General features: G+C 35.2%; 13 protein-coding genes. 7 read left to right on the top strand and 6 right to left on the bottom strand.

What is annotated here, in order from left to right; genetic code table 11:
• Window position 1: 1 nt before the first annotated feature.
• Together HM990_RS04950 and HM990_RS04955 are read right to left on the bottom strand one after the other, a co-directional pair.
• On the bottom strand, window positions 2-3,010 hold the full coding sequence (locus HM990_RS04950) for an FG-GAP-like repeat-containing protein (protein ID WP_178987881.1): 3,009 nt from the start codon (window positions 3,008-3,010) through the stop codon (window positions 2-4).
• Between the two features lie 26 nt (window positions 3,011-3,036).
• Window positions 3,037-4,149, bottom strand: coding sequence for a hypothetical protein (locus HM990_RS04955; RefSeq protein ID WP_229719371.1), 1,113 nt, complete (start codon window positions 4,147-4,149; stop codon window positions 3,037-3,039).
• Between the two features lie 392 nt (window positions 4,150-4,541).
• Here HM990_RS04955 and HM990_RS04960 point away from each other — a divergent pair, with 392 nt between their 5' ends.
• From HM990_RS04960 to HM990_RS04980, 5 genes are all read left to right on the top strand, one after another.
• Complete coding sequence (locus tag HM990_RS04960) at window positions 4,542-5,060, top strand: DUF3124 domain-containing protein (protein WP_178987882.1); 519 nt, start codon at window positions 4,542-4,544, stop codon at window positions 5,058-5,060.
• A gap of 132 nt (window positions 5,061-5,192) precedes the next feature.
• The gene (locus tag HM990_RS04965) at window positions 5,193-6,569 is read left to right on the top strand and encodes an MATE family efflux transporter (RefSeq protein WP_178991830.1); all 1,377 of its coding nucleotides are present in this window, start codon (window positions 5,193-5,195) and stop codon (window positions 6,567-6,569) included.
• 209 nt (window positions 6,570-6,778) lie between these two features.
• Window positions 6,779-7,006, top strand: a complete 228-nt coding sequence (locus HM990_RS04970; protein WP_178987883.1) for a hypothetical protein — start codon at window positions 6,779-6,781, stop codon at window positions 7,004-7,006.
• 15 nt (window positions 7,007-7,021) lie between these two features.
• A complete protein-coding gene (locus HM990_RS04975) occupies window positions 7,022-7,612 on the top strand; it encodes a phosphatase PAP2 family protein (RefSeq protein ID WP_178987884.1) in 591 nt (196 codons plus the stop codon).
• A gap of 75 nt (window positions 7,613-7,687) precedes the next feature.
• Window positions 7,688-8,257, top strand: coding sequence for a phosphatase PAP2 family protein (locus HM990_RS04980; RefSeq protein WP_178987885.1), 570 nt, complete (start codon window positions 7,688-7,690; stop codon window positions 8,255-8,257).
• On the opposite strand, the gene HM990_RS04985 is transcribed toward HM990_RS04980, so the two are convergent.
• The 4 genes from HM990_RS04985 to HM990_RS05000 all read right to left on the bottom strand — a co-directional run bounded on the left by HM990_RS04985 (window position 8,244) and on the right by HM990_RS05000 (window position 12,087).
• Window positions 8,244-9,854 (bottom strand): ArnT family glycosyltransferase, encoded by a 1,611-nt coding sequence (locus HM990_RS04985; protein WP_178987886.1) that lies wholly within the window; start codon window positions 9,852-9,854, stop codon window positions 8,244-8,246. The genes HM990_RS04980 and HM990_RS04985 overlap by 14 nt on opposite strands.
• Window positions 9,847-10,470: a lipid-A-disaccharide synthase N-terminal domain-containing protein gene (locus HM990_RS04990; protein ID WP_178987887.1), complete on the bottom strand. Its 624-nt coding sequence runs from the start codon at window positions 10,468-10,470 to the stop codon at window positions 9,847-9,849. The genes HM990_RS04985 and HM990_RS04990 overlap by 8 nt, the downstream gene beginning before the upstream one ends.
• On the bottom strand, window positions 10,467-11,183 hold the full coding sequence (locus tag HM990_RS04995) for a glycosyltransferase (RefSeq protein ID WP_178987888.1): 717 nt from the start codon (window positions 11,181-11,183) through the stop codon (window positions 10,467-10,469). The genes HM990_RS04990 and HM990_RS04995 overlap by 4 nt, the downstream gene beginning before the upstream one ends.
• Before the next feature lie 337 nt (window positions 11,184-11,520).
• Window positions 11,521-12,087 carry a DUF2911 domain-containing protein gene (locus HM990_RS05000; RefSeq protein WP_178987889.1) on the bottom strand — a complete coding sequence of 189 codons (567 nt, stop codon included), beginning with the start codon at window positions 12,085-12,087 and terminating at the stop codon, window positions 11,521-11,523.
• 276 nt (window positions 12,088-12,363) lie between these two features.
• Between HM990_RS05000 and HM990_RS05005 the strand changes: the two genes are divergently transcribed.
• Window positions 12,364-12,858 carry an RNA polymerase sigma factor gene (locus tag HM990_RS05005; RefSeq protein WP_229719372.1) on the top strand — a complete coding sequence of 165 codons (495 nt, stop codon included), beginning with the start codon at window positions 12,364-12,366 and terminating at the stop codon, window positions 12,856-12,858.
• Window positions 12,842-13,411 (top strand): hypothetical protein, encoded by a 570-nt coding sequence (locus HM990_RS05010; protein WP_178987890.1) that lies wholly within the window; start codon window positions 12,842-12,844, stop codon window positions 13,409-13,411. The genes HM990_RS05005 and HM990_RS05010 overlap by 17 nt, the downstream gene beginning before the upstream one ends.
• Window positions 13,412-13,500: the final 89 nt, after the last annotated feature.

Consider the following 13,500-nt stretch of genomic DNA (forward strand, 5'->3'; position numbering starts at 1 on the left):
TTTAGCGTTTAATGAATTTCTGGGTAAACACTCTTCCTTCAGATTCTAAACGCAAAATATAATGGCCTTGGCTTAAACTTGAAACGTCTATGGCATGTTCTTCTAGTTTTAAGTTCATCACACGTTTTCCTTCAATATTAAAAATCGTTGCAATTTTTCCAACCAAGTTAATAGGGCTATTAATATTGATCTCGTTTCCAACAGGATTAGGGTGTATCGAGATATTTTCTAACGTTTCGTCTCCTACACTCAATGCTTCCCCTTCAAGAATGATATGATGGGTGTTAATGTCTGGATTTGTGATATTATCTATAATACCAGATGGCCAGTATATAATAATATTGGTAATGGCATCATCAGTTCCAAGTCCAAAATGGGTGTTTAAAGAACTCATAAAACGAAATCCTTCTCCACTACGCACGTCACGAATTTGAACACCAGAAGCTGTATGCACTTCAACTCTTGCACCAATGCCGTTAATATTACTCTGAACTCCTGTCGTGGTAATTTTAACCCAATTATTAGCGGTCGTATCATTTGTATATAATGTGCTTCCCGAAACAGCATCAATAAACCCATCGTCATTGATGTCTCCAAAAGAACCGTTATTTGAAGGTAAAACATTTTCGTAAAGTGTAAACGTCAAATCACCATTTCCAAAAAGAATATTTCCGTGGGAAGCAATATCCAAATTGCCATCGTTGTCAAAATCGTGGGTACAATTTTCAATTCCTGTAGATGTTAATTCCAAAACTCCAGATGTATCGGTTACTTCAACGAAAACACCATCACCATCATTTCTTAATAATTTTGAAGTTCCAGAACTCGCACCAATATAGGTGTCCATATCGCCATCATTGTCAAAATCACCCCAAGCCGAAGACCATGTTTGCATACCATCGTCTAGCCCTTGGGCTGGTGCAGTATCTGTATAAGTGCCATCGCCATTGTTAGTGAATAGTTGATTGATTGGTCCGCCACCACATTTGGCAATAAACATGTCAATATCGCGATCATTATCATAATCGATCCAAACAGATCCATAGTTTCCTCTTACAAGACCTAAATTTCCTTGTCCATAAGATAAATTTCCGCTGCCATCATTCATATAGTATACATTGGCATCTACATCATGACATACAAAGGCATCTAAGTGACCATCATTATTGATATCGGCAAAATTAGAACGTTGTGAGAATACATATTCGGATCCGGAAACTTGGGTAAACCCTGTACCTGAAGCATTGGCCTTCATAAAGGTAACACCACTTCCTCCACCATAAAGTAAATCGGTAAATCCGTTTCTGTCAAAATCGGCAGCTGCCAAACTCCATGAAGGCGAATTTGCAGCACTTGTTGTGGTGATGTTTGTTGCTGTAGCACTTAATCCACCACCTGCTTGTTGGTAGAAGATATTTACATTGGTATTACCTATAGAAACCACATCATCTAAAAAGTCACCATTCATATCTACAACAGCTCTCTGGGTACCTGTAACTGAAACCGTTGATGTTGTAAATGTTGCTGGTGGAGGAGGTGCCAACGTAGCGAATGTTAGAGGTCCACTCCAAAGACTGGTATCTGACCCACAAACAGCACGAACATAAACTTCATAGATTCTTCCAGCCTCTAAGTCAGAAACGTTTATAGTGGTTGTGTTTGCAGAAGTTCCTGCTCCTATTGGTATACCTGTTCCTGATAGTTGCACCACATACTCCCAAGTACCTTCGCCGTTGTTTGCAGTCCAAGAAATCGTTGCTGAAGTTTGCGTTATGGCAGAAACTTCAATACTTGAAGGTGCAATACAGAAAGATCCACACGTTTCAATACGAATATAGTCTATGGACATATCTCCTTCAAAACCTGTGCCTGTTCCTGTATGGCTAAATTCTACATAAATCACTTGTCCTATGTAAGCATCTAAATTAACACCTATAGGAATCCAAGCTTCAGTTCCACTGGTTTGTAGTTCTCCTGTATAAGTAAATAGTGTTGTAAAAGGACCACTGGCAGATGTGCCAACATTTACATTTAAAGTTCCCATGTCTTCGCCATAAGCATGCATGTAAAAAGACAATTCAGCGCCATCTGTTGCAGTTGATAAATCTATCGCTGGACTTATTGCAGAAGCTGAGTCTGTTGTGTCTCCAGAGGCTTCAAAATTCATATAACTTGAACCACTATAAGCATTGTCTGGTCCAGTGCCATCAGAGGTCGAATCGTCAGGTATTTCCCAACTTCCATTACCATTGTTTAAATCTCCTGTCCAGCCAGAAGCTAAATCAAACTCTTCAGTAAAGATAAAAGATGAAGATCCTGATGCGCAGGTAACGCCAACCGGTCCTGGTGGAGGACAGTTACTTTGTGTTATTGAGCTACTATTTATAGCACAATTGACATCTTGATCATTTTGAATATTAATAACAATAGCAGTAGCATTTGCATACGGTCCAAATTGAACGGTTCCAGTCGCACTTAATGATTGCGTAGAACTTGATTGATTATCAGAAATTGTTAACGATGTCGCTGAGCCTAAATCAGAAACGTTGACATCCACCAAAAAACCGCCACTTGCTTCACAATTATCTACGACTGTATATGTTGCCGTTGGGTTTGAACAAGTAGCACAGCTGACATCGAAATCCCATGGGATATAATCATTCTCGGCACAGTTGATTGTAAAGTCAGAATCTATAGATACTGTGATCATATTACCAGTTGATTGAAAGGTAAGACCAGTTAAATCTCCGCTGTTTCCATAGCCATTGTATAATTCGTTGCCATCCGTGTTTAGAACAATCAATTCGTCATAAGTATTTTCTACGCGACCAGCATTGAATGTCACGCGTAAATCTGATCCATCAGAACTTACAAAAACAAAACTTGTGGTATCGTTATCACTATAACAATAGGTTGTGTTTACGGGACCTACTGAACAATCTACTGTAGTTTGCGCTCCTGCAATAAAATAGGATAGAAGTAAGGCTAGAATTAGTGTGATTTTTTTCATAAGTTAATTTTTTAATGTGTTGGTATTTATTCGCATTCAGTGGTTAAGCCATCGATCCATTCGCCGATTAGCGCAACGGCGTCTTCATGGATAATATTCCGTCCTAACAAAGGCATTCTAATTTCTTCTGCTGCTGTATTTATTCTATAATATAGCACAGAACGTTCTTTTATCGATGGTTCAACAATTTTTGTCATTCCAGGAACTTCCGTATCTGGTTCAACACAAACCCCTAAATTGGTCTGGTCAGCAGTATTGCCAAAAGCAAAACGCATAGGTCTGTAATCACAATAAGCCAATTCTGTATGGCAATGAGCACAATTAATATCAATGTAAGAACGTACCCTTAAATCAATAGGTTGTGTTTCATCTTTCCAATTTACAACTGTATTTACTGTGGTGGGCAAATTAGGTTCTAAATAGCCTTCTGCTATTAATTTTTCCAATTGATTTTGAGAACCATCAGCATATAAATATACGTTATTTAAATTTTGTGGTTTTACGCCAATAGGCACAGAATTGTCTCCGCTCTTATGGCAGGTAATACATTCTACGAATGATGGGATGCGGTAATTAGTACTTTTTGCAACACCATTTTCCAGAAAATCAATATTGGTAAACGAGCCTTCAAGGCTAAAGGTTGCCTCTGTTTGATCATCATTCCAGATGTAGTCGGCAAAATACCAATCGTCTGATTTTTTTAACATAACCCGAGTTTCTATGATACGCGTCGTATTGCTGGGTTGCACATTATTATAATAGAAGGTTTTAATAAGAAACGTTCCAACGGGAAAATCAAGATAAGTATCATCTGATACATAATTTGCTTTTACATCACTTGGCATCCAAACAAAACGTTTCTTTTTGGCGTAGTCTGTAAATAAAGTAGAAATTGGTTCATATGGAATGACACCTAAAACAGGCTCTTGAGCTTTCATTTCGCCTTCAAAAAAGTTGTATTCTGCAAGTGTGTTGAACGGAAAAGCGTCCATGTCCAACACGACTTGTGAAACAGGAATGAAGTCGTCATCATGGGCAGGACTTTCATCATTTGAACACGAAAAAAGAATAGCCAAAAACAGCGCTGCAACGGCAAATAATAGTAGCTTTTTTATGATATATGGTTTTGTTTTAAACACGAATATAGCAAAAATATCAATCAGTTAAACTGATTATTAGTTTGTTACTATTACAATAGAACAGATAAGCTTACATTTTTCCTACCTCTTGGTTTATTTTATATTCAAATTAAGAAAAGTGCTTTTTCTAAGGCACGAGAGAAATATAAAACAAAACCCAAACGAACTTAAATTTTTTATGAAACACAAACACATAAATAATAACAGTTCAGGTTTTAAAATTATTTATTTTACTTCATATAAAACTGTTATTTTTGTAATAATCTGAGTTAGACAAAGGATTTAATTTGCTGAACCCTAAGAAATTTACTTGAGAATTAAATAAAAATTAATTTAAGTATAAAACAGATACTAGGTCGAACTCAAGTCAACAGCATATAATTTCTAAAGAAATGAAAAAAATAATAATCTTAACGGCAATACTTCTTGGTTTTTACGCGTGTGAAAACAAAATAAAATTGGGTAATGATGAAGATCCTATACAGGTTAATTGGAATAAAAGAGTCGCAACAATTTCTGCCGTAGATTCTTTAGATTCAGGTCATTCTTATTTGTCAATTTATTCACAGATTTATAGTTATTCTCAACATAAGACTTACAATCTTACGGCAATGGTAAGTTTAAGAAATGTGAGTATGAAGGACACCATATACTTAACCAATGTGGATTATTATGACACACACGGAACACTTTTACGAAGCTATATTAAGAAACCTGTGTATTTAGCACCATTAGAAACTATTGAAATTGTTATCGATGAAGCTGATACTTCGGGAGGCACAGGTTCTAATTTTCTATTCGATTGGAAAGCGCCAAAAGGGTCTCCAGAGCCACTTTTCGAAGGCGTAATGACATCAACTGCCGGACAGCAAGGATTGTCATTTATTACACATGCTAGACGGATTCGTTAAAATCTCATTATTTCTTGTTCTTTTGTAACCAGTGATTATGTCTTGTTTTTATTGATAAAAAACAAATTCAAACACTAAAATTTCATCTATAAATTATTGAAATTACTTAAACCTAAGCACTACTTTTGCGCCATGGTTTTAAGCAACTACACCAAAGAATTTAGATACAATCTCAAACTTGCGTCGCCTGTGATGTTAGGCATGCTTGGACATACTTTTGTGAGTTTTGTGGATAATGTTATGGTTGGTCAGTTGGGAGCAGCAGAACTTGCAGCCGTGTCTTTAGGTAACAGTTTTATATTTATTGCGATGTCTTTAGGTATTGGGTTTTCTACAGCCATAACCCCTTTAGTGGCAGAAGCAGATACTGAGAAAAACTTCGAAAAAGGGAAGTCGGTCTTTAAACACGGCCTTTTCCTTTGTACGGTTTTGGGATTGGTATTGTTTGGGATGCTTTTATTTGCCAAACCATTAATGTATGTTATGGATCAGCCGGAAGAAGTGGTTGATTTGGCAATTCCTTATTTGGACTTAGTAGCATTCTCTTTAGTGCCATTGATAGTTTTTCAGGCATTTAAACAATTTAGTGATGGTTTGTCATTGACCAAATATCCTATGTATGCCACTATTGTAGCCAATGTTCTAAACGTGGGAATTAACTATGTATTGATTTTTGGAAAATTTGGATTTCCCGAAATGGGAATTGTTGGTGCAGCCGTTGGTACGTTGGTATCTCGTTTTATCATGGTCGCTCACTTATGGTGGCTACTTGCCAAACGTAAAAAATCTAAAGCATATGTAACTAATATTAAGTTTTTTCAACTAAAAAAGAAACCCATTAAAAAATTAAGCCATTTAGGCTTGCCCAGTGCGATGCAAATGTTTTTTGAAGTTGGGATTTTTACGGCAGCCATTTGGTTAAGTGGTACTTTGGGTGCGAACGCACAAGCCGCAAACCAAATAGCCTTAAATTTATCTTCCATGACATTTATGGTCGCTATAGGTTTGAGCGTGGCAGCTATGGTCAGGGTTGGAAACCAAAAAGGTTTAAAAGATTTTAAAGCTTTAAAACGAATTGCGGAATCTATTTTTTTAGTCGGCTTTATATTTGCAGTGATTTTTGCTTTATTATTTGTGATTTTTCATACCGTCCTTCCAAATTTGTATGTCGATTTGGATGACCCAAAAAATGCCGTTGATACGGCCGAAGTGGTAAAAATCGCAGCAACATTATTGTTGGCAGCTGCGGTTTTTCAAATTAGCGATAGTCTTCAAGTTATTGCTCTGGGAGCATTACGTGGACTACAGGATGTTAAGATGCCAACACTAATAACGTTTATTTCCTATTGGGTAATTGGTTTTCCTATTAGTTATTTTTTAGGAAAAGAAGAAGCCATGGGGAGCTTAGGTATATGGATAGGATTGTTGTCAGGATTGACAGTTGCGGCAATATTGCTCTTCATAAGGTTTAATTATCTAACTAAGAAGTTGATTAGCAAGAGTACTTAAAGTTATAAGTATCAAAAGTGCCTTAAATTTTTCTCACTCTGAAGTGAAAGGTATTTAAAGTAAAAAGTACTTATATCTATTAACTCAATAGGATTTACTATTTTTGCGCAACAGTAAGAAAAACTTTCAGTACTTCTAGTTTCAGGCACTTTGAGTACTTTTAAGAATAACTTAAGGCACTTTAAACTTATAACTTTTTAACTTAAAGAATGGAACTACCAAAATTCATATTAGGCGACAATACCGATTATCCAGATGCGATTTTTATAATTCATACTGAATTTCCACGTTTTATCATAAATCTAGAAAATGATGAAGTTGAATGGTTTGAAGAATTCGACCAACATGATGAAAAGGAACTGGAATCCGAAATGGAGAACTATATTCAACAAGCTACCGATTTCTACGATAGAGAAATTGCCAGATATGATGATTAAGAAAAATAGAATTGAATGTTAGAACAAATTATAGAATTTGATAAAGAATTATTTTTATACCTCAACGGATTAGGTACTGATACTTGGGATTGGTTTTGGATGGCATATACTACAAAGTGGCATTGGATTCCGCTTTATCTTTTATTACTTTACTTATTATATAGACGACTAGGAACCAAAATGGTAGTGCTAACATTGATTACTGCCATTTTTATGGTCACTTTTACAGACCAGATTACCAATTTATTTAAGTATGGTTTTGAGCGTTTTAGACCATGTCATCAAGAAGGCGTAAAAGAATATATGCGTTTGGTTAGGGATTGGTGTGGTGGTCGCTTTGGTTATTTTTCAGGTCATGCAAGCAACTCTATGGGTGTCGCAATTCTCGTTGGTATGATATTAAAGGATAAATATAAAAACCTCGTCTATATCCTCATTGTTTGGGCACTCTTTATGGGCTACAGTCGTGTTTATATTGGTGTACACTATCCGCTGGATGTACTGTCAGGTATGATATTTGGTGGTCTTTCAGGGTTTATGTTCTATAAACTAGACAAGTATTTGCAATCTCGGTTTACCCTCAAGGAAGTTGACCAAGGCGCCTAAGTGAGCGAAAAAGAAAACTATATTCTGCAAACAACAGATTTTTTACAGTAGGGAAATTCATAGATACTACGATTTATGCTAGACCAAATTATACAATACGACAAAGATCTCTTTTTATATCTTAATAATTGGGGATCAGAATCTTGGGATAATTTATGGTTAGCAATTACTTATTTATATTCATCAATCCCATTATATGCTACTTTGTTATTTTTAATCTATAGGAAATTTGGATGGAAAGCTTTATTGCTCATTGTGATCCTTTTTGCTGGCGTGATTGCGTTTACGGATCAAATTACAAATATTTTTAAAGATGCGTTTCAACGTCCTAGACCTTGCGCAGCCGAAGGTATTGTAGATTTAACACGTTTTGTTGCGCCACGTTGCGGAAAATATGGATTTTTCTCTGGTCATGCGTCAAACTCAATGTCCACAGCTATTTTTGCAGGTTTGTTGTTGCGACCTTACTATAAAAATTTAATATATTTTCTATTGATTTGGAGCTTAGTTGTAGCCTATAGTCGTATTTATGTTGGTGTACATTATCCACTCGATATTTTATGCGGACTTACGTTTGGAGCTATTTCAGGTTTTGGATTTTACAAGCTCTGCAAGTACTTAATCAAGCGTTTTATTTCAGCGTAAGCTCATACAAATGATTTACCAATCTCGACTTATAATCTCTGGTGGAAAAATTCAAGTCATATGTATCAATAAACTCAATATTGTAAAGCTTCGTTAGTTCTGCTATATCTTCAGGATGTGATGTTGAAGTTAATAATCTGAATTGTTTTTCCTTAGGAATTAGAATACCGTCTCCTGAAACAATACTCGGAATTTTATCGCCATAATTATAAATGGTTTCAGGTGACACACCATCTAGCGTGTAAAGCGCAATATCATCTGATGAGAGTTCAGAAAATGGTTTGTAATTCTCTTGTGATTGAGACTTTGCCAATGGTAGAGCCACAAGTCCAATGCTGAGCATAAAAGCAATGATGAGATAAAAAACAACCTTCATGTTTTTAGCCTTTAAATGTTTGAAAATAAAAAAGCCTATAGTACCCAAAACTAAACTTGAAATAATAAATCTTACCCAAGCGGATTCTGTAAATGATGACCGTAAAAAGAATCCAGAAATCCAAAAAAGAATGCCAATAGCACCTATTAAACCAAATTGAAAATAAACAGGAATTGTTTCTTTTTTCGACTTTAAGTTCTTGAATTCACGAATTAAATAGTCGATATAAAATCCAATATTGATGGCTAATGGCAATAATACAGGCATTAAATAACGTGATTTTTTTTCAGGAATAATGGATAAAAGAATCACGGCAAAAATCGTCCAGAAAAAACTAAATCGATACCCCTTCAAATTTGAAACTCTTGACTTCAAGTAAGGGTACAACAAACTAATAATGGCCGGAATGGTCCATAAACCGCTTTGTACAAAGAAACTCCAATAATAGTAAAATGGTCTTACGTTATAACTGCTCCAGTTGGAAGTTTCACGTTCTGCAATTCTGGAAAATGTTTCAGGATCGGCAACTCTAACATGAAAATACCACCAACCTCCTAGAACAATTCCAAAGACTAACAGGCTAATCAATTTTAAAAAATGAATTGGTTTACCTTTAAATTTGAAAGCAAAACCGTAAGCTATTACAAAAGGTAAGAAAAGGACATAAAGCGAAACAGGCCCTTTTGATAAAACCGAACCCGCTAAAAACAATACAAATAGCAAACTTCTTAAAACTGAAGTGTTTTCACTTTTAAATAAAATAAACAATTGATATAATGCCATGAGCATAAAGCCATGCGTGTATATATCCCAAGGCGCTTCAATGGTGATTCCAATACAATAAAATGAGGTTAATACTATGAAGCCATTAATTAAGCTGTGTGCTTTTTTAAGGTCTAATTTTAGCGATAATAGATAGGTCGATATGCCGATGCTCGTTAAAAAGAGTAGAGCAGGCCAACGTAAGGCTAACACTGATTTTATACCAAATAAGTAACCGAAAACTGCCGTAATCCATGTTGGTAATGGTGGTTTTTCATAACGAGCATCGCCATTCATTGTGGTTAAAATCCAATTGTTATCCGTGAGCATTTCTCTTGCCGAAATAAAATTGCGAGCTTCCATTATCGTTACAGGAATAGCGTCTATCGTAAATCCTAACATCAGAATGACGAAAAGTAAGAGACTTAAAATCGGATATTTTTCTATGAGTTTAATCATTGGTTTGTCTGATTAAATACGCATTACGAGCATAAATGACGAGACCGAATAAATGGCCTATAAATAAAACGGGATCTCTTCTGATAATGGCATACGTTAATATTAAACCTGCTCCAATTAAACTCAAAACCCAAAATCCCATAGGCAACGTGGATTCTTTATTGCGTTCGGAATGGAGCCATTGATATACAAAACGTAACGTAAAGACTACTTGTGCAACTATACCTAAAATTAATAACCAAGTTGGGATGTCAACATTTTTAAATAACAAATCAACATCTATTTTGTTGTTATTGAAATAAAAAACGACAATAAAAATAGGAACAAAAAACAACAGGTATTGCACAATTTTCGGAAATTTCTGCCATTGCCCTTGTAGTTGTAGATTTCTTATATAAATAAAATAGGTTAAACTCTGACCTAACATTATGGCAAAATCCAATCGCAAATAACCATATATAAATAAGAGGAATGAGGCTATTAAACTCAATGTCCAAAACGTTTTTGGAGTAATGACCTTTCGTTGTTTTTCCGACGTGACCCATTGAATAATAAGCCGAGATGAAAATAATATCTGAGCTAAAAATCCGATGCTGTAAATGATCCAATCTTTCATTTACTGGATTTAGAAACTTCGTAATTAATATACTTTTTCTTCATCCATAAATAAGCAAAACAATCTATAAGCGGTCCAAGAAGCCGATTCCAAAGTCCAAATTTTGCAGTACCTGCCATACGAGGAAAATGTTGAACAGGAATTTGTACCACACGACCGTTTTGTAACATTATCATAGCTGGTAAAAATCGATGCAACCCTCTAAACATGGGAATGCGTTTGGCATAATCGGTTTTAATTACTTTAAGTGGGCAACCCGTGTCGTCCATACCATCATGCGTGAAAGCACGTCTGATGCCATTGGCGATTTTTGAGGACATGTTCTTCACAAATGAATCTTTTCGGTTAGAGCGCACACCTGTTACCAGCTCGTGCGAATCAATATGTTCTAAAAGTGTATTGAAATCTTCTGGTGCAGTTTGTAAATCGGAATCTATATAGCCAACAAGTTCAGAATCCACATAATCAAAGCCAGCTTTTATAGCAGCACTCAAACCTCGGTTTACTTTAAATAAGATGTAATCGAAAGCATCGTTGCGCTTACAGATGGCTTCAATTAAGGTTTGACTGTTATCAGAAGAACCATCATTCACAAAAAGAATTGATGTAGAAACTGTCGCTATGTTAAGATAGTTAGAAAGTTCCGTTTCCACACGTTCTAAATTATCTTCCTCATTATAAACAGGAACTATGATTGTAAACTTATATGGCATTATTTTGATGACTTAGTCGGCACAAAAATATTGTTTTTTTTGATATCAATGCGTTTAATCGCTTTAACCTTCATATTAATGAAATTCGGAAATGGAAAAATAGTAACGGCCAGGATCCCGTAAGGAAAATTCCATTTTATTTGAGTTGATGTTAAAGAGCATATCTTCTCCAATATTGTAACCCATCATTCAACATTAAAATCTCACAAAGACAATAAATATTTAGCTGCAGCAAAAAATGTCTATTTTTCGGCTTCCACTAATTGAATTTAAGCTTGTAGTTCAGCTCTTTATCGTTTGCGCAAAGCAGATGTTTAACTAAAGCTTATTGAACAGATTAGGGTTTCGTTCCCACATATTCTTTTATGGGAACTTCAATAAAAGTATCGTCCCAAGCCATGGTTAGTTTTAAATTTCCTGTAGTATTGTTAAAGGCGATCGTAAATTTTTCTGCCGTTTCCTCTAATTGTTGTGTGGGCACTTCAAGTACAAGCGCATCATAGTTAGGATCCCACATTGGTTCCATTTTTTCGTCAACGCCCCATTTATATTGCTTGGAGTTGAACATCACTTTCCAAGTATCTTTCATCGGAACTGTCCAAATGGTATATTTTCCTTTTTTTAATCGTAGACCATCTATCGAAAGATCTTTGTTGGTTTCAAAAGTAGTAGCTTCATTGGCACCAGTTCGCCAAACTTTATCAAATGGAACGAGCGCTCCAAAAATTTCACGTTCGCGTTTGGATGGTCTGTTGTATTCCACCGTTAATGTTAAATCGTTAAGCGTGATTTCGGCCGAATCCTTAGGACTTAAACGTTCGGAAAAAATATTTTCAACAAATACAGAATATAAAAGTAAGCCTATAGCCAATATAGACAAGAAAATGAGGAGGCGTTTTAACATAGTGGATAATAACCTTAAAGGATTTTTAATTTAAAAATAAATATACCAAATATGGATATTCAAGATTTAAAGATAATTGAAATCCCTAACTTTATAGAAATCTAACGTCTAATTTTAAGTAAATCTTATAAAAAGAATAATTTTTTAATATTTTTTGCAACACTTAGAATTTTACCTCGTCTTTATAGTAGAACCAATCAAAAAACCAAAATTAAAATCAGCACGTTTCAAATTCATATTGTTGAAAAATGCAAACAGAATGATCGACATGCGCAAATGCAATTGTACAATCAGTACTGTGATGGCATGTTAATGGTGGCGTTTCGATTTGTAAAGGATACCCTGGAAGCCGAAGATATTGTGCAAGAAGCCTTTATAAAAGCGTTTTCAAAATTAGAACAATATAAAGCTGAAGTGAGTTTTGGAGCTTGGTTAAAGCGCATTGTTATTAATAGATGTATTGACGTTTTAAAATCGAAGCGACAACGTCTAGTGGAATTGGAGGATTATCATTTGAATGTGATTGAAGATAACGAGGAAGAATGGACAGTCGAAGATGGAATTACACTTGAAGCGGTGAAATTGGCGATAGAAGCATTACCAGAAAAATACAAATATGTAGTGATGTTATATTTAATGGAAGGCTACGACCATCAGGAAATAGCAGAGATTTTAAATATTACTGAAGTCGCTTCCAGAACCCAACTATCGCGAGGAAAGCAAAAATTACAATTGGCATTAAAAAAAGAAAAAAATGGCACAAAATATTAAAGATTTATTTGAAAATGAGCCTAAGAATAAAGATTTGAAAATGTCTAAAGGTCATGAAGCTCGATTTCTTCAAAAACTGAAAAAAGAGTTTCCGGAAGAACATAAAAAATCGAATAGGTCATGGTTATTAAATTTTGCTGCAAGCGTGGTTGTTTTGTTAGGTCTAAGTTATGGAGCGTTTCAGTTTTTTCAAGCTCCTGACCACTCCAATGATTCCATTGAAGTTGCAGATACCAATTTAAAAACATTGGGAGACATTTCACCAGACTTAAAAAAAGTGGAAGATTATTATTTGGCAAGTATCAATTTGGAATTGTCTAAAGTAAAGCTCACACCAGAAAACAAGGAGTTGTTTGATGGTTACGTGTTGAGGCTTAAAGAGTTAAATGACGAGTACAAAAAATTAATAATTGAGCTCAACGAAAACGGGCCGAATGAAGCCACTTTAGACGCTTTAATTGAAAATTTAAAATACAGGCTCAATCTTGTGATGCGTCTTAAAGAAAAGCTCGCGGCATTTAGTGACGATACATTTGAACAAGAAAGTGTTTAGATCTTTATGATGCGTAGTCCAATCGAAGCTATATATAATTATTAATACAATCAAATCAATCAATTTGCCAGAGCTAAGGCTTCGGTAAA

The organism is Winogradskyella schleiferi (assembly GCF_013394655.1).
Classification (GTDB): domain Bacteria; phylum Bacteroidota; class Bacteroidia; order Flavobacteriales; family Flavobacteriaceae; genus Winogradskyella; species Winogradskyella schleiferi.